A 17,338-nucleotide genomic window follows, 5' to 3' on the forward strand; every position below is an offset into this window, starting at 1 on the left:
TGGCACCCATGACCCCGGTCGACATCCTGGCCATCTCCACCCATCCCGACGACGTCGAACTGGCTTGTGGCGGCACCTTGATCCTAGCGGTGCGCCAGGGCCTGCGGGTCGGCCTCGCCGACCTTTCGGCCGGCGAAGCAGCGACCCGCGGCACGCCCGCGCTGCGCCGGGAGGAAGCGGCCGAGGCCGCGCGCCGGCTGGGTGTCGCCTGGCGCTGCTGCCTCGACCTGCCCGACGGCCGCATTGGCGACACACCCGAGCAGGTGGAACCCGTGATCGCGCTGCTGCGGCAGGCGCGCCCGCGCATTCTGCTGCTGCCCTATCCCCAGGACCGCCATCCCGACCATGCCGCGGCCGCCCGGCTGGTCGAGCGCGCAGCCTTCCTCGCCCGGCTGAAAGGCCATGGCGCGGGGGCGCCGCACGCCGTCAACCGCCTGCTGCACTATTGCGGCCACCACCCCTTCCAGCCCGCGATCGTCATCGACGTCAGCACCGTGTGGGAGGAACGGATGGCAGCCCTGCTGGCCCATGCCAGCCAGTTCGAATCCGGCACCGGTTCGCCCACCGCGCTCAGCGACGGCAGCTTCCTGCGCTTCGTTGAGGCACGCGCGGTGTGCCACGGCGCGATGATCGGGGTGGCCCACGGCGAAGGCTTCGCCATGAGCGGGCCGGTCGGCCTTAGCGGCATCGACCTGCTGCTGCCGCCGGCCGGTCCGCGCGCCTACCGGAACTTCGCCTGAATCAGCCGGGCAGGTTCGGCCGCAATGCTAGCCGGCCGGCAGCACCGCGGTCGTAGCGCCGCAGCATCTCGATCGGCTCCGGCACGGGCAGGCCGGCGCGTTCGAGATAGAGGCCGGCCATGGCCGCGAACTGGCGGTGGACCGGCTGGTCGCGATAGGCGAGTTCGGCAACGCGCGGGCCGAACTGGATGAAGGGAAAGGGGTTGGCCTCCCACACCACGATCCCACCCGCCGGCAGGTAGCCATAATCGAAGGCGACCACATCCAGTTCCATGGCGACGCGGGCGCGGGCGAACAGGTCGGCATGGCGATCGGGACCAGCGACGTGGGCCGCCTCCGCCGCCAACAGGTCCGGCGTCGAGCGCTTGTTGCCGCCGCGCACCTCCCAGTCCGGCGCGGCCAGGCGGTGGACGGCGACATGATGGTCGCCGGCGACGAAACAGCGATATTTGCAATAGAGCCCGTCGGGGCCCCTGGTGTCGACGAACTCGACCGCGATCGGCCGGCGGAAGCGGGCGAGTGCGGTGGGCGTGATCGGCTCGCCGGGTCCAAGGCGCAGCGATGGCACGCCATGGCCCCAATCCTCGCGGATCAGAATCTGGCCCGGCAGCGCTTGCCGCACCGCGTCGGCCGAGGCCGTATCGACCGCCAGCGTGCGCGGCGTGCGGATGCCGATGGCCGCCAGCCGCTCCGCTGCCGCGCGCTTGCCGCCATTGGCCAGCCGCGCCGGATGGTTCACCACCGGGATGCCGCGCGCGGCCGCCGCCTCCACAAGTTGGCAGGCGGCGTCGAGCGCCACTGGCGACCAGGCCTCCACCGGGTCCTGCAGCCAGGGCACGACGACGGCGACCTGGGCCAGGTCGACCCCGGCGCATGGCAGCAGCGCCAGCTCGAAGCGGCGTCGCAGGTCGGGAAAGTGCCGCGCGAGCCAGAACAGGAACTGATCGTGGAACCCAGCCTGGCGAAAGGGGTGGCGGACGGCCAGGATGCGCCCTGGCGCCCGGCACCAGGCGCGGTTGGCGGTATCGTCGGCTTGCCGCAGGTCGGCCCAGCGGGCGAGCAGGTCCCGGGCCCGGTCGATCAGCTCCGGTGGATCGAATGACCAGGTCATCGCGAGCGGATTCTCGGGCGGACGTTTGTACCCGCCTTCTCTAGCAGGTCGCCCTGCCGCGCAGTCGGGGAAATAGCGCTTGTGTCGCGCACCGCGATCCTGGAACCATCCCGGCGCAAATTCCGGCCCGGGGCGATGCCGCCCCCGCTCGAGCCATAACGCGACAGGGACGACGCCTGCCCGCGGCCGATCCGGCCTCGGTCACCCAACGGAGACTCCAGGGCAATGCAAATCGACGCTCGCCGCACGAACGACACGCTGACCCTGGCATTGGCCGGCCGGCTCGACATCACCACCGTGCCCCTGCTGGAGCGCGAGCTGGGGCTGGACGGCGTCCGGCATCTCGTCCTCGACTTCGACGCCTGCCCATACATCTCCAGCGCTGGGCTGCGGGAACTGCTGCGCGCGCAGAAGCGGCTGAGTACGGCCGGCGGCACGATGCTGCTGACCAACGTGTCGCGCGAGGTCCAGGACGTGCTGGACATGACCGGCTTCTCCACGATCATCCCGACCCGGCGCAAGGCGCGGGAGATCTCGCTCGACGGCCGCGAGTTCCTGTCGGCCGGCGTCTGCGGCGAGTGCTATCGCCTCGACCAAGAGACCATCGTCAAGCTCTACAACGAAGGCGTCGAGCTCCACATCGCCGAGAAGGAGAAGGAGTTCGCCAAGGCGGCCTTCCTGCTCGGCATCCCGACCGCCATCTCCTACGACGTGGTCGCCTGCGGCAGCCGCTCGGGCGTCGTCTACGAGATGCTGGACGCCACGCTGTTCAGCGCCGTCATTCGCAACGACCTGGAAAACCTCGAGCACCATGCCCAGACGCTGGCCGAGATCACCCGCACGGTGCACGCCACCCCTGCCGACCGGGATGTGTTCCCGGACATCAAGAAGAACTTCCGCGGCTACATCGACCAGATGGACTTCTTCCTGTCGACCGAGGAGATCGCCTTCCTGCAGGCCAAGCTGGAAGAGATCCCGGACGCCGACACGCTGGTCCATTTCGACCTGCACACGAGCAACATCATGATCCGCGGCGGCGAGCCCGTGATCATCGACATGGGCGACCTGTCGCGCGGCCACTACATGTTCGACATGGGGCTGCTGGCCACCATCTACGGCTACCCGGAGACGGGCATCTCCGAACTGGCGACCAAAATCCCGTCGGCCGACGGCGCCCGGCTGCTGGAGCATTTCCTGAAGCACTACTTCGCCGACAAGCCGGACGCGGACTACCAGTATTTCCTGCGCAACAAGGCCTTCCTGGCGTCGCTCCGGCTCATCTACACCGTCACTTTCCTGCCCAAGCTGCGCGAACAGCTTGCCACGACGATCAAGGACCTGCTGCTGCCCCAGATGCGCTGATCTAGCGGGCGGGGTCGCCGGCGTCCGGGGCATTGTCCGGCCCGAACTCCAGCACCTCGCCCTGCCGCAGCGTCCATTCAAGCTGGGCCAGGACCTTGACCGCGCGCGGCTTGTTGCGGACGGCGACCTCGGCCACCAGCGCGTTCACCAGCGCCACGGCGGCCACGTTGGAATTGGCAAAGCCGCTGCCGCCGCAACTGGCCTTCAGCACCACCTCCGCCCGGGCGGCCAGCGGCGACAGCGGGCCGTCGGTGATGGCGATCAGCCGCGCCTTGCGCGCCGCCGCCAGGTCCATCGTCTCGATCACCTGGCGGGTGTAGCGCGGGAACGAGATCGCGATCAGCACGTCGCGCGGCCCGATCTCCATCAACTGGTCGGGCAGTTCGCCACGCCCGGCATCCAGCAGCCTTGCCGTGCCCAACGTCTGGTGCAGCAGGTAGGAGAGCGTGTGGGCGATGCCGAACGAGCTGCGCAGCCCGAAGATGTAGACGGTGCGCGCGGCCGAGATCAGCGACACCGCGGCATCGAAGTCCCGCGCCACGACGCCCTGCTCGGTGACCGCCAGATTGTCGGCGTCGGACTGGAACGACCGATGCAGCGGCCGCTGCCCGTGCGCGCCGGTGGCGAAGTCGTTCAGCCGCTGCGCCGGCTCCAGGTTGCGGCGGATGAGATCCTGCAGCTCCCGCCGCAGGGCGGGATAGCCGTCATAGCCCAGCGCCGTCGCGAAGCGGACCACCGTTGACTGGCTGATGCCCAGCCGCTCGGCCACGCGCGCGGCCGTCGACAAGGCCACCTCCTGCGGGCTTTCGACGATCAGCTCGGCCACTTTCCGGGCGCCGCCCGTCAGGCGCCCGGTCATCTGCTGGATGCGCTCGATGACCTCTGCCATCCACCCCTCTCCCCTCCTGGGCGCCCGGCCCATGAAAATTTTGTTGCAGCAGTGAAGTTTCTTTGCAAGAAATTATGCGCTCATCGTTGACGGCTTGCGAAGCCGAGCACGATGTCCGCGGCCTCGCGCACGCAAGAAGGGTGCCTCATGACAATCGGTTTCAGGGTCCTGGCCCGCTCCCGCGCCGTCGGCGCGGACATCGTCCGCGACTTCCGCAAGCTGCCGGTGGCCAATGTCAGCGATGTCATGGCGCGCATGACGGCCGGCGGCTCACGCCTGCGGCCGATGCATGCGGGCGGCTTCATGGCCGGTCCGGCGCTGACCGTGAAGGCGCGCCCCGGCGACAACCTGTTGGTGCACAAGGCGTTGCAGATGGCCGAGGCCGGCGACATCATCGTCGTCGATGCCGGCGGCGACCTGACCAACGCCATCATCGGCGAGCTGATGCTGGCCCATGCCGAGGAGATCGGCCTCGGCGGCTTCGTCATCGACGGGGCGATCCGCGACAGTGCCGCCATCCGCGCCGGCAACCTGCCGGTCTATGCCGCGGGCGTGACCCATCGCGGCCCCTACAAGGACGGCCCGGGCGAGGTGAACGTGCCGATCGCCATCGACGGCATGGTGATCCAGCCGGGCGACCTCGTCATCGGCGACGAGGACGGGCTGCTGTGCGTGCCCTACGACGACGTGGGCGCCATCTACCAGGCGGCGGCGGCCAAGCAGGCGGCCGAGGAGAAGATGATGGCCGAGACCCGCAAGGGCAACGTCCGCAAGCCCTGGGTCGACCAGCGGCTGAAGGAACTGGGCTGGACCGGCATCTAGGTCCGTCCGCGCGATCGCGCTTGAATCACGGAATGGCAGGAAGACCATGAGCAGCTCCTATCTGGCGACGCGCATGAAGACGGTCGCCCCGTCGGCCAGCGGTGCGGCGGCCCAGCGCGCCCGCGCCCTGGCCGCGGCCGGCCGCGACATCATCAACCTGACGGCGGGCGAGCCGGACTTCGACACCCCGGCCCACATCCAGCAGGCGGCCAACGACGCCATCGCCCGCGGCGAGACGCGCTACACCAACGTCGACGGCACGGACGCGCTCAAGCGCGCCATCATCGGCAAGTTCGCCCGCGAGAACGGGCTCGACTACAGTCCGGCCGAGGTGATGGCGGGCACGGGCGCCAAGCAGCTCATCTTCAACGCCTTCCTCGCCACGCTCGACGTGGGCGACGAGGTGATCATCCCCGCCCCCTGCTGGGTGTCCTATCCCGAGATGGTGAAGCTGATGGGCGGGACCCCGGTGGTCGTGCCGTGCAGCGAGAATGCCGGCTTCAAGCTCGATGCCGAGCAGCTCGCCGCCGCCATCACGCCCAGGACCAAGTGGCTGACGCTGAACACGCCGAACAACCCGTCCGGGTCGGTCTACAGCGAGGCCGAGCTCCAGGCCCTGGGCCGGGTCCTCCAGGACCATCCCGGCATCCTGGTGATGACCGACGACATCTACGAGCACATCCTGTTCGACGGCGGCCGGTTCAGCACGATGGCAGCCGCCGTGCCGGCGCTGCGCGACCGGGTGCTGACGATCAACGGCGTGTCCAAGGCCTATTCGATGACCGGCTGGCGCATCGGCTATGCCGCCGGCCCGGCCGACCTCATCCGCGCCATGAAGACCTTGCAGTCGCAGAGCACGTCCTGCGCGTCTGCCGTCAGCCAGGCGGCCGCCGTCGAGGCGCTGAACGGCCCGCAGGACCTGGTGGCCAAGCGCAACGCCGAGTTCCGCGATCGCCGCGACCTGATCGTGGGCGAGCTCGCCACCATCCCCGGCCTGTCGTGCCTGTCGCCGCAGGGTGCCTTCTATGTCTATCCGTCCTGCGCCGGGCTGATCGGCAAGCGCACGCCCGAAGGCACGGTCATCCGCACCGACGAGGATTTCGTCGCCTACCTGCTGGAGTCGCAGGGCGTGGCGGTGGTCGCCGGCTCGCCCTACGGCCTCAGCCCCTATTTCCGCATCTCCTTCGCCGTCTCGGAGGAGACGCTGCGCAAGGCGGCGGCACGCATCCGGACCGCCTGCGAGAGCCTGCAATAGCGGTCGCGAGCCGCAACACGAATTCGACCAGGGAGGCATCGATGAAGACTTTGAACGTGATCCTCAGCGCCGCTGCGGCCTGCGTGCTGCTGGCCGGTGCGGCACAGGCCGACCAGCTCCAGGACATCAAGGCGCGCGGCAAGCTGGTATGCGGCACGCTGGGCACGTCCCAGCCCTTCAGCTACCAGGACCCCAAGACGCGCGAGATCATCGGCTATGACGTGGCCGTGTGCGGCGCCATCGCCAAGAGCCTCGGCGTGCCGATGGAGCTGAAGGCGATCTCGGTCGATGCCCGCATCCCCGAGCTGACCCAGGGCCGCGTCGATATCCTGGCCGCCAACCTCGGCTGGACCAAGGCGCGGTCCGAGCAGATCGACTACAGCTACAGCTACTTCGTCAGCCAGCAGAAGATCCTGGTCCGCCGCGATTCCGGCATCACCACGCTGGAGCAACTGAAGGGCCAGAAGATCAGCGCCGTGAAGGGCTCCAGCTCCGAGCAGGGCGTGAAGCGCGAGATCCCCAACGCCCAGACGCTGACCTACCAGGACGGCTCGGCCTCGTTCCTGGCGTTGCAGCAGGGCAAGGTGAACGGCTTCTGCGCGTCCGAACTGGTGCTGGTGAAGCTGAAGGAGCAGACGGACGGCTCGGCCAACCCGGTCGACATCGTGAAGAAGTCGCTGTTCGTGGAGCCTTGGGGCCTCGGCATCCGCAAGGGCGAGCCCGCCTTCCTGAAGCACGTCAACGACACCCTGGTGAAGATGGAGCAGTCGGGCGAGGCCGCCCGCGTGTTCGAGGAATGGTTCGGCCCGGCCACGGCCTACAAGCTCGAGCGCGACTTCAAGATCGAAGAGATCAAGGGCTGATCGGTATCGGCTGAGGCAGCGGCACGCGGCCTGCCATGACACCCCGGTTCGACCTCGCGACCGTCCTGTCGGGCGAGTACCTGGCCCGCTACGTCACCGGCTTCATCACCACGATGGAGCTGGCCGTAGCGGCCTGGATACTGGCCTTCCTACTGGCCGTCCTCCTCACCGTCGTGCGGATGGCGCCCTTCAAGCCGGCGGACTGGGCGGTCGCGGCGTTCGTCGAGTATCATCGCAACGTGCCGCTGCTGATCCAGATCCTGCTCTGGTATTTCGGCGTGCCCGAGCTGCTGCCGAACTCGGCCCGCATGTGGATCAACCAGCAGAACAGCGAGTTCTTCTTCGCGCTGGTGGCGATCGGGCTGTGCTTCTCGGCCTACATGTCCGAGGACCTGCGCAGCGGCATCCGCTCGATCCCTGGGACGCAGTACGAGGCCGCCCGCGCGCTGGCCTTCGGCTACTTCCGCAGCATGTACTATGTGATCCTGCCGCAGGCGCTGCGGGTGTCCGGTCCGCCGCTGATCAACCAGACGCTTTTCCTGTTCAAGAACACCAGCCTCGCCATGGCGATCGGCGTCGCCGAGCTGACCTACCAGGCCAAGGAGATCGAGAGCTACACCTTCAAGACGTTCGAGGCCTTCTTCGTCGCCACGGCCGTCTACCTCACGATCTCGCTCGGCATCATGCTGCTGGGCGACCACGCCGCCCGCCGCTCGCAGATCGACGCGCGCTGACCATGTGGGCCATCGTCGAAGAGAACTGGCTGCTGTTCCTGATCGGGCAGTATCCCCATGGGCCGATCGGCGGCCTGACCGTCACCGTCATCCTGGCCCTGCTCGGCCTGATCCTCTCCTTCCCCTGCGCGCTGGCGCTGGCGCTGGCCCGGCTCAGCCCGTTCCGCTGGCTGCGCTGGCCGGCGGTCGCGATCATCTATGCCGTCCGCGGCGTGCCGCTGCTGATGCTGCTGTTCTGGGCCTATTTCTTCGTGCCGATCGTGACCGGCCAGGCCGTCAGCGGCTTCACGACGCTGCTCTGCGCGCTCGTCATCTATGAGAGCGCCTACCTGTCGGAGATCATCCGCGCCGGCATCGAGGGCATCCCGGCCGGGCAGACCGAGGCCGCGAAGTCGCTGGGCCTGCGCTACTTCCCGACCATGTACAAGATCATCCTGCCGCAGGCGCTGTTCAACATGCTGCCCAGCATGGTCAACCAGTTCGTCTCGCTGATCAAAAGCACGTCGGTCGGCTACATCATCAGCGTCAACGAGATCACCTTTGCCGCCTACCAGGTGAACAACCGGCTGCTGACCAAGCCGTTCGAGGTCTATGGGCTGCTGGCGCTCACCTTCTTCGTGCTGTGCTTTGCGTTGACGCGACTGGCCAAGCTGCTGGAGCGCCGCATCGGCACGCGGCGCGCCGGCCAGGTGGCGGAGGCGGCCTAGCCATGATCCGCTTCGAGGGCGTCAACAAGTGGTTCGGCAAGCTGCACGTCCTGCGCGACGTCGACGGCGAGGTGGCGCGCGGCCAGGTGATCGTGCTGTGCGGCCGCTCGGGCTCGGGCAAGTCGACCCTCATCCGCGCCGTCAACCGGCTGGAGCCGATCCAGAAGGGGCGGATCACCGTCGACGGCGCGGACGTGGCGGCGACCGCAGACATCAACCGCCTGCGCAGCGGCATCGGCTTCGTATTCCAGCAGTTCAACCTCTTCCCGCATCTGTCGGTGCTGCAGAACGTGACGCTGGCGCCGCGCCGGCTGCGCGGGGTGCCGGCGCGGGAGGCGGACGCACTCGCCCTCGACCTGCTGGCCAAGGTCGGCCTGGCCGAGAAGGCGTCGGCCTTCCCCAACCAGCTTTCGGGCGGCCAGCGGCAGCGGGTCGCCATCGCTCGCGCGCTCGCCATGCGGCCGCCGCTGATGCTGTTCGACGAGCCGACCAGCGCGCTCGACCCCGAGATGGTGGGCGAGGTGCTGTCGGTCATGCGATCGCTCGCCGACGAGGGCATGACGATGATGTGCGTCACCCATGAGATGGGCTTCGCCGAGGAAGTGGCCGACGAGGTCTGGTTCATGGATGCCGGGTCCATCATCGAGAAGGCGCCGCCGAAGCAGTTCTTCGGCGCGCCGGAGCACCCGCGGCTGCAAAGCTTCCTGAAGGAGATCCTACGGGTCGGCTGACCTCCAGAGAGCTTGACGAAGGCGACCCTGCCGACGCACCCCTTGCCCCCCGCATGCGTTGAGGGACCATCGCCATGAAGCCAGCCCACCCCGATGCCGCGCCGCCGGCGGATGCCGCCGCCCGGCGCGCCATCCGCCCCGTCATCTGCTATCCCGTGGACGCCCTGCCCCCGCCCGACATCGTTGGCTATCGCGCCGCGCGCGACGGCTGGGAACAGGTGGGCCAGGTGCTGGTACCGCCGCGCGAGGCGCGCTGCTTCGAGGTGCCGGCCGGGCATTTCTTCCGCATCGTCGGCGTCGACGGGCCGCAGGTGGGCGACCTCAACCTGTGGAACGCGCACGACCTGGGCGAGCGCTTCTTTTCCGGCAAGACGCGGGCGCTGCACGGCACGCACCTGTCGACCGGCGACCGGATGTGGTCGTCCCTGCCCCACCTGCGCCCGATGGCAACCATCACCCAGGACACGCTCGACTGGTACGGCTTCGACGAATGGGGCGGGTCGGTGCACGACGTCATCGGCACGCGCTGCGACCCCTACACCCACCGCCTGCTGTCGGGCGGTGACTATCATCATTGCTGCCACTCGAACCTGACCTGGGCGCTGGCCCGCCACACCGCCCGCCCGCCGGCCGAAGCCGAGCCCGACGTGCACGACGTCCTCAACGTCTTCATGTGCACCGGCTTCACCCGCGACACCGGCCAGTACTTCATGAAGGCAAGCCCAGTCCGCGCCGGCGACTTCCTGGAATTCTTCGCCGAGATCGACCTGCTGGGCGCCTTGTCCGCCTGCCCCGGCGGCGATTGCAGCGCCGAGCATTCGAGCGACACGGCGGCGTGTCATCCGTTGCGGGTGGACATCTTCCGGCCGCGGGCGGCGCCGGCGGGGTGGGTGTCGCCGGGAAGGAGTGGGTATGGCGGTATCTCGGGCAGATTGGCGTAGGCTACCCGTCGCGCCACGCAGGAGGGATAATGTCGGACAAGCCGTGCTGGATTTGCGGCGACCCTAGCGGTAGCCGCGAGCACGCCTCGAAGAAATCAGACGTGCAGTTGAAGTTTCCCAAGGGCACAAAACGTCACCGACTATTTCGAAGTGACAGTCTACGTCGAAACCGACTGCTTCAAGGCGCTAACGCCGATGCACTGAAGTGGGATGTGCCGGTCTGCCCCTACTGCAACACCACCCGAACGCAGCCGCACGACCGGGCCTGGGAGCGTCTATCTGCGTGGCTTCACGCCGCCAACCCTCCCATCCGGGCTGGGAGTGTGATTCGAGGCGATCGAGTATTCGCCCAGCACGCGCGTCGTCAAATGCTACGCGTTCACCTTTATTTCGCCAAGCAAATGGGTTGCCGCATCCTGCATGTGCAGTCGCCCATCGACGTTGCGCCGCTGGCAACGGCCATACTTGGAGAAAGGGCCTGTCCCGAACTTTTCCTGACGTTCGACAAGTCGGAAGATATCGGAATTGCGACCATTCAAATTTCGAATTTTCCGAATGTGTCCGATGAGTTCTATCGAGTGACCGCACAGTGGACCTATATAATTGATCCTATAGCGGTCACTCTTACTTATCGATTGGCGGGCTCGACATTCCCGTTACTAGCCAATAGTTGGCACCCAAGGCACGGCACCACCCGATTGGTCCTTGGTCCGATCACTGACCAGCCGTAGCCGCCGCCAAAAAGAAGCAACGGGTGCTGTTGCCAACCCGTTTAGAAATTGCCGCTATTAAACGAGTTGGCGCAGATGCGGAAATTTTTCAGCCTGCTCCAAAGGCACAGGCTGAAGCAGGTTTCTTCAACCCGCCAACGTAATCTGATATGGCGTCCCCAAGGGGATTCGAACCCCTGTTACCGCCGTGAAAGGGCGGTGTCCTAGGCCTCTAGACGATGGGGACGTCGGGTGCCGCGCGGGACGCATTCACCTACCGGGATGGCGCCAACAAATCAAGCGCATACGCGGCTGAAACAACTGAAACTCTGCGGGTGTGAACCGCCCGCGGGGCCTGCGCGACCCTATGCCATCGGCAACGACAACCCCGATGGAGCAAGCGATGCAGACCGTTTCGATCTTTCCCGCGCCGACCGCCGCCAAGGCCCCGCCTTCTTCCCTTCGTGTACCCTCTTCCCTATTCGCGATTGGCATGGCCGTCGCCGGCGCGCTGGCCGGCTGGCAGGACCGGATGCGGCAGCGCCGCGCCCTGACGCTGCTGGACGACCGCATGCTGCGCGACATCGGCGTCAGCCGGGCGCAGTTGGCGGGCGAGGTCGACAAGTCCTTCTGGCAGCGCTGAGCGGACGGAAGAAGCCATCATGCTGGCAATCCTCATCCGCGCGTCCGCCCGCTTGGCAGGTGCCGTCCGTGGCCACGGCCATGGCGGCGACCAGCCCTGCCCGGTCCGGGTCGACGCGCAAGCGCTGTGGGAGATCGACCTGAGCGGGCGGGCGATGCTGCGCCGGCCGGAGATCGACTATCGCCGGATCTGAACCGGCACCGGCCGTCAGGCGGCCGGTGCCGCGTCGTCGATGCGGATCTGGACGGTGTCGCCGCCGTTCCAGTTGTCGATCGACAGGTGGCCCGCAACATGCACTGTGCGACCGCGGGCGGCGATCAGCGACGGGCCCAGCTCGCTGTCCATCGCCCGGAAGGCGATGCCCTTCACCCGCTCGCCGGCAGCCGACCCCAGGATCAGGCGGACATGGTTCTGCCCGGCCAGGTCGGCGCGGACGACCTTCACATGGGCCAGCGCGAAGCGCGGCTCGGACATGCCCGCACCGAACGGCCCCAGCCCGTCCAGGCGCGCGACCAGGGCGGTGTCGAGCGCCGACAGGGCAAGGCTGCCATCCACCCCCAGTTCGGCCACCCGCCCCGTGGCGATGCCGCAGGCGCCGAAGCGATCGCAGAGGAAGGCGCCGAATTCCGGGATGGCGCCGGCCGGCAGGGTGAAGCCCGCCGCCATGGCATGCCCGCCGCCTTGCGTCAGGATGCCCGCCTGCCGCGCGGCGATCACGGCCGCACCCAGGTCGAAGCCGGGGATCGAGCGGCCCGAGCCCTTGGCGATGCCGTCGGCCACCGCCAGCACCATGGCCGGGCGGTTGAAGCGGTCCTTCAGCCGGCTGGCGACGATGCCGATGACGCCGGGGTGCCAGCCGGCATCGCCCACGGTCAGCACGGCCGGCATGCCGCCCTGCTCCACCATCGCCATGGCGGCGACCAGAACCTCGCCCTCGATCCGCCGCCGCTCCTCGTTGAAGCGGTCGAGCTCGACCGCGATGGCGGCGGCCTCGGCCGGGTCCTCGGTCGACAGCAGGCGGGTGCCGAGGTCGGCGCGACCCACCCGGCCGCCGGCATTGACCCGCGGGCCCAGGAGATAGCCCAGGTGGAACGCCTGCGGCTTCTGGTCCAGCCGCGCGACATCGGCCAGGGCGGCGATGCCCACATTGGCGCGCCTGGCCATCACCTTCAGCCCCTGGGCGACCAGCGCGCGGTTCAGCCCCGTCAACGGCATCACGTCGCAGACGGTGCCCAGCGCCACCAGGTCGAGCAGCGACAGCAGGTCCGGCTCCGGCCGGTCGCGCCACCAGCCAGCCGCGCGCAGCGTCCGGTTCAGCGCGACCGCCAGGAGGAAGCAGACGCCGACGGCCGCCAGGCCGCGATGCTGGCTCACCTGGTCGAGGCGGTTGGGATTGACCACGGCGACCGCGTCCGGCAGCGCCGGCTCGGCGACGTGATGGTCGATGACGATGACGTCGAGCCCCGCCTGGCGGGCGGCCGCCAGCGGCGCGAAGGCCGTGGTGCCGCAATCGACCGTGACCACCACCCCCGCCCCTTCCTGGCGCAGGCGCAGCAAGGCCGGCGTGTTGGGGCCATAGCCCTCGGTCATGCGGTCGGGGATGTAGGCGCGCACGCGGCCACCGGCCGCGCGCAGGAAGCGCACCAGCAGCGCGCTGGAGGTGGCGCCGTCGACATCATAGTCGCCGAAGATGGCGATGGCCTCGCCCGACCGGATGGCTGCGGCCAGCCGGTCGGCCGCCACGTCCATGCCCAGCAGGTGGCTCGGGTCCGGCAAGTGGTCGCGGAGCGTCGGCGCCAGGAAGCGCTCGGCCTCGTCCGGGCCGACGCCGCGCGCGGTCAGCACGCGGGCCACCACCTCCGGCAGGCCGAAGCGGTCGGCCAGCGCATAGGCGGGGCGGTCGTCGGCCAGGCGGGAGCGCCAGCGCCGGCCGGTGAACGACCGCTCCACCCCCAGGATGGTGGGCGCCGGCAGGGGCGTGGCGCCGTCCATCGCGGGTCTCAGAACTCCATCGGCTTCATGACGAAGTTGTGGTGCGCCTCGATGTAGCGGACGGTGCCGGTCTTGGAGCGCATCACCAGCGAATGGGTGATGGCGCCGCCGCCGAACAGGCGCACGCCGCGCAGCATGGCGCCGGTGGTGACGCCGGTCGCCGCGAACATCACGTCGCCGCTGGCGAGATCCAGCAGGCCATACTTCCGGTTGAAGTCGGTGATACCCATGCGCTTGGCGCGGCCGCGCTCGTCGTCGTTGCGGAACAGCAGCCGGCCCTGCATCTGGCCGCCGATGCTGCGCAGGGCGGCTGCCGCCAGCACGCCCTCCGGCGCGCCGCCCGAGCCGATATAGATGTCGACGCCGCTGTCCGGCTGGGCCGTGGCGATGACGCCGCTGACGTCGCCATCGGAAATCAGCATGATGCGCGCACCGGCCTCGCGCACCTTGGCGATCAGCTCGGCATGGCGCGGGCGGTCGAGGATGCAGACGACGAGGTCGCCGACCTCCCCCTTCTTGGCCTTGGCCAGCGCCTTCAGGTTGACCGCCGGGCTGTTGTCGATGTCGACGACGCCATCGGGCAGGCCGCCGCCGACGGCGATCTTGTCCATGTAGACGTCGGGCGCATTGAGGAACCCGCCCTCCTCGGCCATGGCGATGACGGCCAGCGCGTTCGGGCCGCCCTTGGCGGTGATGGTCGTGCCCTCCAGCGGATCGAGCGCGATGTCGATCTTGGGGCCCTTCCCGGTGCCGACCTTCTCGCCGATATAGAGCATCGGCGCCTCGTCGCGCTCGCCCTCGCCGATGACGACCGTGCCGGCGATCGCCAGCGCGTTCAGCGCCCGGCGCATTGCGTCCACCGCCGCCTGATCGGCCATCTTCTCGTCGCCGCGGCCCATCAGGCGTGACGCCGACAAGGCGGCCGCCTCGGTCACGCGCACGACTTCCAGCGCCAGGTTGCGTTCCATGGTGCCGGACTTAGCGTTCGACATCTTATCCTCCCTCACAGATCTTCGATGCGGATGGTCCGCGGCGGCTCCAGCACGGTGCCGAGTGCGGCCACCCGCGCCAATGCCCGGCGCATCCGCGCCTCCTCGGTCTCATGGGTCGTCAGGACCACGGGCACCGCCTCGCCCGGCGCCCGGCCGCGCTGCAGCATGCTTTCCATGGAGACTTCTTCGTCCCGCAGCGCCGCCGTCACATCGGCGATGACGCCCGGCCGGTCCACCACCATCAGCCGGATGTAGTAGCAGCCGCGATGCCGCTCCATCGGCGCCGGGTCCGGCGGCGCCAGCAGGGCCGACGGCCGGCCGAAGGTGGGCACCGCGCGGTTGCGGGCGATGTCGACCAGGTCGGCCACCACGGCCGACGCGGTCGGCCCGGCGCCGGCACCCCGGCCCTCCATCACCACCCGGCCGACGAAGTCACCCTCAGCCACCACGGCGTTGAAGACGCCCTCGACATTGGCGATCGGCGTGGCGACCGGCACCATGCAGGGATGGACCCGCTGCTCGATCCCGTGCTCGGTGCGGCGCGCGATGCCCAACAGCTTGATGCGGAAGCCAAGCTCGTCGGCATAGGCGATGTCGAGGGCCGAGACGTGGCGGATACCCTCGACATGGACATGCTCGAAATCGACCTGGGTCCCGAAGGCGGTCGCGGTCAGCACGGCCAGCTTGTGGGCGGTGTCGATACCGTCGACGTCGAAGCTGGGGTCGGCTTCGGCATAGCCCAGGCGTTGCGCCTCGGCCAGGACCTCGCCGAACTCGCGCTGCTCGCGCCGCATCGTCGTCAGGATATAGTTGCAGGTGCCGTTGAGGATCCCATACACGCGCGACACCGCATTGCCGGCCAGCCCTTCGCGCAGCCCCTTGATGATGGGTATGCCGCCGGCAACGGCCGCCTCGAAGGCGATCGGCACGCCGGCCGCCTCGGCTGCCTGGGCCAGTGCGGTGCCGTGGATCGCCAGCAGCGCCTTGTTGGCGGTGACGACCGGCTTGCCGCGGGCGATGGCGGCCTCGACCAGCGCCCGGGCGACGCCCTCGGACCCGCCGATCAGCTCGACGACGACGTCCACCTCGGGATCGGCGGCGAGTGCCGCCGCATCCTGGTACCAGCGCACGCCGGAGAGGTCGATGCCGCGGTCGCGACGGCGGTCGCGGGCCGACACGGCCGTGACGACCAGGCGCCGCCCGGCCCGCTCGGCCAGGCGGTCGGCATGGGTCTGGAGGAGGCGCAGGGTGCCGGCGCCGACGGTTCCGAGGCCAGCCACCCCGACGCGCAGGATATTGCTCATGCTCTGGGTCCGACGATCATTGGAATTCGGTTCACGAAAAGGGCCTTCATCGCTCGCGCCCAGCTTGCTGGACGCACCATAGGGTGAGTCGGGGGAAGCATGATCGCCCGGCCGGATACCGGCGCCGGTGCCTGTCCGGCTGGCCGGCGACGGACCGGGCGGGGGCGCCGCCTCAGTTGTCGAGGTAGGTGTCGACGCGGCGGATGTCGCGGCCGGTGCCGCCCGGCACCGTCGACACGGCGATGTCGCCCTCGGGCACGCCCAGGCGCACCAGTTCGCGCATCACCGCATTGGCCCGCTCCGTGGCGGCCGCGGCCGCGGCCAGCATGACGTCGCCCGCCACGCCGCTGCCGCCGCGCGGGGTCAACGCCACCACGCGGATGCGGCCGCCGCGATCGCGGTGCTGCTGCTCGACGGTCTCCAGCGCCTGCTTGCCGCTGTCCGGCAGTGCCGTCCCGGTCTCGGGGAAGTCGATCGATGCCAGCAGGCGGCCGGCCGCCGGCACGGATGCCGAGGCCCGCGGCGGCGGGGCCGTCGCCGCGGCCATGGCGGGCGGTGGCGGCGGGGCGGCACCGATCGCGTCGGGCGCCATGCGCGCACTGTCGCCCGTGGCGGCCGCGAGCGGTGGCGGCACCGACAGCGGGGCACCGGGTCCGGCGGCAGAGGCCATCGGCGCGGTCGGCGCCGGGGCGGCGACGCTGGGCGCCGGCAAGGCGGCGGCCGGCGGCAGGTCGGGCCGCGGCGGCGGGCTGCCGCCCGGACCCATCATCGGCACGCCGGCACCGCGCGGCGGCGTCGCCGGCACCGGGGCCATGGTGATCGGCGCCGGCATGTCGGTCGCGGCCTCGGGCTGCGGCAGCGGCTTGCCGGTGACCGGCATGGTGCCGACCGGCGCCTGCATGTTCTCGGGCGTGGCGGCCACGGTAGGACCGGTCGGCGCCACCGGCGCCGGAGCGGGCCTGGCGGCAGAGCGACCGCCGAAGGGCCACCACCAGGGCGATTCCTCCGTCTCTTCCTTGGCGACGGGCTCGGAGGCGACCGTAACCGGCGGCGGTGCCAGCGTCGGCGCGGGGACGGCACCGGCGGGTGCCTCCGCCACGGCGGGCGCGGGTGCTGCGGCCGCGGCCGGGCGGGCGGCTGGGCGTGGCGGTGCCGGGCGCGGCGGCGGCGCCTCGGGCACGTTGCCGATGCGGAATTCCTGGTTGCTGTAGCGCGCGTTCTCGCGGTCGCGCACCAGGTCCTGGGTCAGCGCCTTGCGCTGTTCGGCCGACAGGATCGGCTGCGGCTTCTCGGGCACGCTGGCGAGGTTCGGCTCCTTGGTCTCGGCGCCGGGCCGGCGCGGCGCGGGATCGCCGCCAAACCAGGAACAAGCGCCGACTGCGAGTGCCAGACCGGCCGCGACGAGCGGCTTTGCCGTATTGCTGCTGATGGCCATGTTTTCTCTGACGATCCGTTTTCCGTCCGCAACCGATGCCCCGGGTCCTGCCGACCCTTTTCCCAAGCCTGCCCGCAAATGGTGGCGGCGACGTGGCGAGACATCCC

General features: G+C 69.5%; 18 protein-coding genes and 1 tRNA gene. 12 read left to right on the top strand and 7 right to left on the bottom strand.

Annotation, left to right across the window (positions count from 1 at the left end; translation table 11 throughout):
• Nucleotides 1-8 precede the first annotated feature (8 nt).
• Complete coding sequence (gene bshB1, locus STVA_RS13575) at nt 9-740, top strand: bacillithiol biosynthesis deacetylase BshB1 (RefSeq protein WP_123688460.1); 732 nt, start codon at nt 9-11, stop codon at nt 738-740.
• Nucleotide 741: 1 nt separating this feature from the next.
• On the opposite strand, the gene STVA_RS13580 is transcribed toward bshB1, so the two are convergent.
• Entirely contained in the window at nt 742-1,851 is a 1,110-nt protein-coding gene (locus tag STVA_RS13580) for an ATP-grasp domain-containing protein (RefSeq protein ID WP_123688461.1), read from the bottom strand.
• Between the two features lie 225 nt (nt 1,852-2,076).
• Between STVA_RS13580 and STVA_RS13585 the strand changes: the two genes are divergently transcribed.
• A complete protein-coding gene (locus tag STVA_RS13585) occupies nt 2,077-3,213 on the top strand; it encodes an anti-sigma factor antagonist (protein ID WP_123688462.1) in 1,137 nt (378 codons plus the stop codon).
• Between the two features lies 1 nt (nt 3,214).
• On the opposite strand, the gene STVA_RS13590 is transcribed toward STVA_RS13585, so the two are convergent.
• Nucleotides 3,215-4,102 (bottom strand): MurR/RpiR family transcriptional regulator, encoded by an 888-nt coding sequence (locus STVA_RS13590; RefSeq protein WP_170216329.1) that lies wholly within the window; start codon nt 4,100-4,102, stop codon nt 3,215-3,217.
• Nucleotides 4,103-4,249: 147 nt separating this feature from the next.
• Here STVA_RS13590 and STVA_RS13595 point away from each other — a divergent pair, with 147 nt between their 5' ends.
• The 8 genes from STVA_RS13595 to STVA_RS13630 all read left to right on the top strand — a co-directional run bounded on the left by STVA_RS13595 (nt 4,250) and on the right by STVA_RS13630 (nt 10,886).
• Complete coding sequence (locus STVA_RS13595) at nt 4,250-4,924, top strand: RraA family protein (RefSeq protein WP_123688464.1); 675 nt, start codon at nt 4,250-4,252, stop codon at nt 4,922-4,924.
• Between the two features lie 46 nt (nt 4,925-4,970).
• Complete coding sequence (locus tag STVA_RS13600) at nt 4,971-6,179, top strand: aminotransferase class I/II-fold pyridoxal phosphate-dependent enzyme (protein ID WP_123688465.1); 1,209 nt, start codon at nt 4,971-4,973, stop codon at nt 6,177-6,179.
• Between the two features lie 41 nt (nt 6,180-6,220).
• Nucleotides 6,221-7,042 carry an ABC transporter substrate-binding protein gene (locus STVA_RS13605; RefSeq protein WP_123688466.1) on the top strand — a complete coding sequence of 274 codons (822 nt, stop codon included), beginning with the start codon at nt 6,221-6,223 and terminating at the stop codon, nt 7,040-7,042.
• A 35-nt stretch (nt 7,043-7,077) separates the two neighbouring features.
• A complete protein-coding gene (locus STVA_RS13610; protein ID WP_123688467.1) occupies nt 7,078-7,776 on the top strand; it encodes an amino acid ABC transporter permease in 699 nt (232 codons plus the stop codon).
• A gap of 2 nt (nt 7,777-7,778) precedes the next feature.
• Nucleotides 7,779-8,483 (top strand): amino acid ABC transporter permease, encoded by a 705-nt coding sequence (locus tag STVA_RS13615; RefSeq protein ID WP_123688468.1) that lies wholly within the window; start codon nt 7,779-7,781, stop codon nt 8,481-8,483.
• A 2-nt stretch (nt 8,484-8,485) separates the two neighbouring features.
• The gene (locus STVA_RS13620; RefSeq protein ID WP_123688469.1) at nt 8,486-9,214 is read left to right on the top strand and encodes an amino acid ABC transporter ATP-binding protein; all 729 of its coding nucleotides are present in this window, start codon (nt 8,486-8,488) and stop codon (nt 9,212-9,214) included.
• Between the two features lie 74 nt (nt 9,215-9,288).
• On the top strand, nt 9,289-10,155 hold the full coding sequence (locus STVA_RS13625) for an urea carboxylase-associated family protein (protein ID WP_123688470.1): 867 nt from the start codon (nt 9,289-9,291) through the stop codon (nt 10,153-10,155).
• 29 nt (nt 10,156-10,184) lie between these two features.
• Nucleotides 10,185-10,886, top strand: coding sequence for a hypothetical protein (locus STVA_RS13630; RefSeq protein WP_142235761.1), 702 nt, complete (start codon nt 10,185-10,187; stop codon nt 10,884-10,886).
• A gap of 150 nt (nt 10,887-11,036) precedes the next feature.
• Here the strand turns inward: STVA_RS13630 and STVA_RS13635 are convergent.
• Nucleotides 11,037-11,112 (bottom strand) — tRNA-Glu (locus tag STVA_RS13635).
• A 246-nt stretch (nt 11,113-11,358) separates the two neighbouring features.
• On the opposite strand from STVA_RS13635, the gene STVA_RS28140 reads away from it, so the two are divergent.
• Together STVA_RS28140 and STVA_RS27660 are read left to right on the top strand one after the other, a co-directional pair.
• Entirely contained in the window at nt 11,359-11,508 is a 150-nt protein-coding gene (locus STVA_RS28140) for a DUF1127 domain-containing protein (RefSeq protein WP_123688471.1), read from the top strand.
• 19 nt (nt 11,509-11,527) lie between these two features.
• Nucleotides 11,528-11,701 (top strand): hypothetical protein, encoded by a 174-nt coding sequence (locus tag STVA_RS27660; protein ID WP_170216330.1) that lies wholly within the window; start codon nt 11,528-11,530, stop codon nt 11,699-11,701.
• Nucleotides 11,702-11,715: 14 nt separating this feature from the next.
• Here STVA_RS27660 and recJ read toward each other — a convergent pair whose 3' ends face one another.
• From recJ to STVA_RS13660, 4 genes are all read right to left on the bottom strand, one after another.
• Nucleotides 11,716-13,500 (bottom strand): single-stranded-DNA-specific exonuclease RecJ, encoded by a 1,785-nt coding sequence (gene recJ / locus STVA_RS13645; RefSeq protein ID WP_123688472.1) that lies wholly within the window; start codon nt 13,498-13,500, stop codon nt 11,716-11,718.
• 8 nt (nt 13,501-13,508) lie between these two features.
• Nucleotides 13,509-14,468, bottom strand: a complete 960-nt coding sequence (glpX, locus tag STVA_RS13650) for a class II fructose-bisphosphatase (protein ID WP_197735912.1) — start codon at nt 14,466-14,468, stop codon at nt 13,509-13,511.
• Nucleotides 14,469-14,503: 35 nt separating this feature from the next.
• Complete coding sequence (locus tag STVA_RS13655) at nt 14,504-15,796, bottom strand: homoserine dehydrogenase (protein WP_123688474.1); 1,293 nt, start codon at nt 15,794-15,796, stop codon at nt 14,504-14,506.
• A gap of 172 nt (nt 15,797-15,968) precedes the next feature.
• Complete coding sequence (locus STVA_RS13660) at nt 15,969-17,231, bottom strand: hypothetical protein (protein WP_123688475.1); 1,263 nt, start codon at nt 17,229-17,231, stop codon at nt 15,969-15,971.
• Nucleotides 17,232-17,338: the final 107 nt, after the last annotated feature.

Source organism: Stella humosa, assembly GCF_006738645.1.
Lineage (GTDB): Bacteria > Pseudomonadota > Alphaproteobacteria > ATCC43930 > Allostellaceae > Allostella > Allostella humosa.

What these genes read in the sequence shown, in the direction of transcription:
- bshB1 (WP_123688460.1), top strand. Translation starts at nt 9, where the DNA reads ATGACCCCGGTCGACATCCTGGCCATCTCCACCCATCCCGACGACGTC.
- STVA_RS13580 (WP_123688461.1), bottom strand. Translation starts at nt 1,851, where the DNA reads ATGACCTGGTCATTCGATCCACCGGAGCTGATCGACCGGGCCCGGGAC.
- STVA_RS13585 (WP_123688462.1), top strand. Translation starts at nt 2,077, where the DNA reads ATGCAAATCGACGCTCGCCGCACGAACGACACGCTGACCCTGGCATTG.
- STVA_RS13590 (WP_170216329.1), bottom strand. Translation starts at nt 4,102, where the DNA reads ATGGCAGAGGTCATCGAGCGCATCCAGCAGATGACCGGGCGCCTGACG.
- STVA_RS13595 (WP_123688464.1), top strand. Translation starts at nt 4,250, where the DNA reads ATGACAATCGGTTTCAGGGTCCTGGCCCGCTCCCGCGCCGTCGGCGCG.
- STVA_RS13600 (WP_123688465.1), top strand. Translation starts at nt 4,971, where the DNA reads ATGAGCAGCTCCTATCTGGCGACGCGCATGAAGACGGTCGCCCCGTCG.
- STVA_RS13605 (WP_123688466.1), top strand. Translation starts at nt 6,221, where the DNA reads ATGAAGACTTTGAACGTGATCCTCAGCGCCGCTGCGGCCTGCGTGCTG.
- STVA_RS13610 (WP_123688467.1), top strand. Translation starts at nt 7,078, where the DNA reads ATGACACCCCGGTTCGACCTCGCGACCGTCCTGTCGGGCGAGTACCTG.
- STVA_RS13615 (WP_123688468.1), top strand. Translation starts at nt 7,779, where the DNA reads ATGTGGGCCATCGTCGAAGAGAACTGGCTGCTGTTCCTGATCGGGCAG.
- STVA_RS13620 (WP_123688469.1), top strand. Translation starts at nt 8,486, where the DNA reads ATGATCCGCTTCGAGGGCGTCAACAAGTGGTTCGGCAAGCTGCACGTC.
- STVA_RS13625 (WP_123688470.1), top strand. Translation starts at nt 9,289, where the DNA reads ATGAAGCCAGCCCACCCCGATGCCGCGCCGCCGGCGGATGCCGCCGCC.
- STVA_RS13630 (WP_142235761.1), top strand. Translation starts at nt 10,185, where the DNA reads ATGTCGGACAAGCCGTGCTGGATTTGCGGCGACCCTAGCGGTAGCCGC.
- STVA_RS28140 (WP_123688471.1), top strand. Translation starts at nt 11,359, where the DNA reads ATGGCCGTCGCCGGCGCGCTGGCCGGCTGGCAGGACCGGATGCGGCAG.
- STVA_RS27660 (WP_170216330.1), top strand. Translation starts at nt 11,528, where the DNA reads ATGCTGGCAATCCTCATCCGCGCGTCCGCCCGCTTGGCAGGTGCCGTC.
- recJ (WP_123688472.1), bottom strand. Translation starts at nt 13,500, where the DNA reads ATGGACGGCGCCACGCCCCTGCCGGCGCCCACCATCCTGGGGGTGGAG.
- glpX (WP_197735912.1), bottom strand. Translation starts at nt 14,468, where the DNA reads ATGGAACGCAACCTGGCGCTGGAAGTCGTGCGCGTGACCGAGGCGGCC.
- STVA_RS13655 (WP_123688474.1), bottom strand. Translation starts at nt 15,796, where the DNA reads ATGAGCAATATCCTGCGCGTCGGGGTGGCTGGCCTCGGAACCGTCGGC.
- STVA_RS13660 (WP_123688475.1), bottom strand. Translation starts at nt 17,231, where the DNA reads ATGGCCATCAGCAGCAATACGGCAAAGCCGCTCGTCGCGGCCGGTCTG.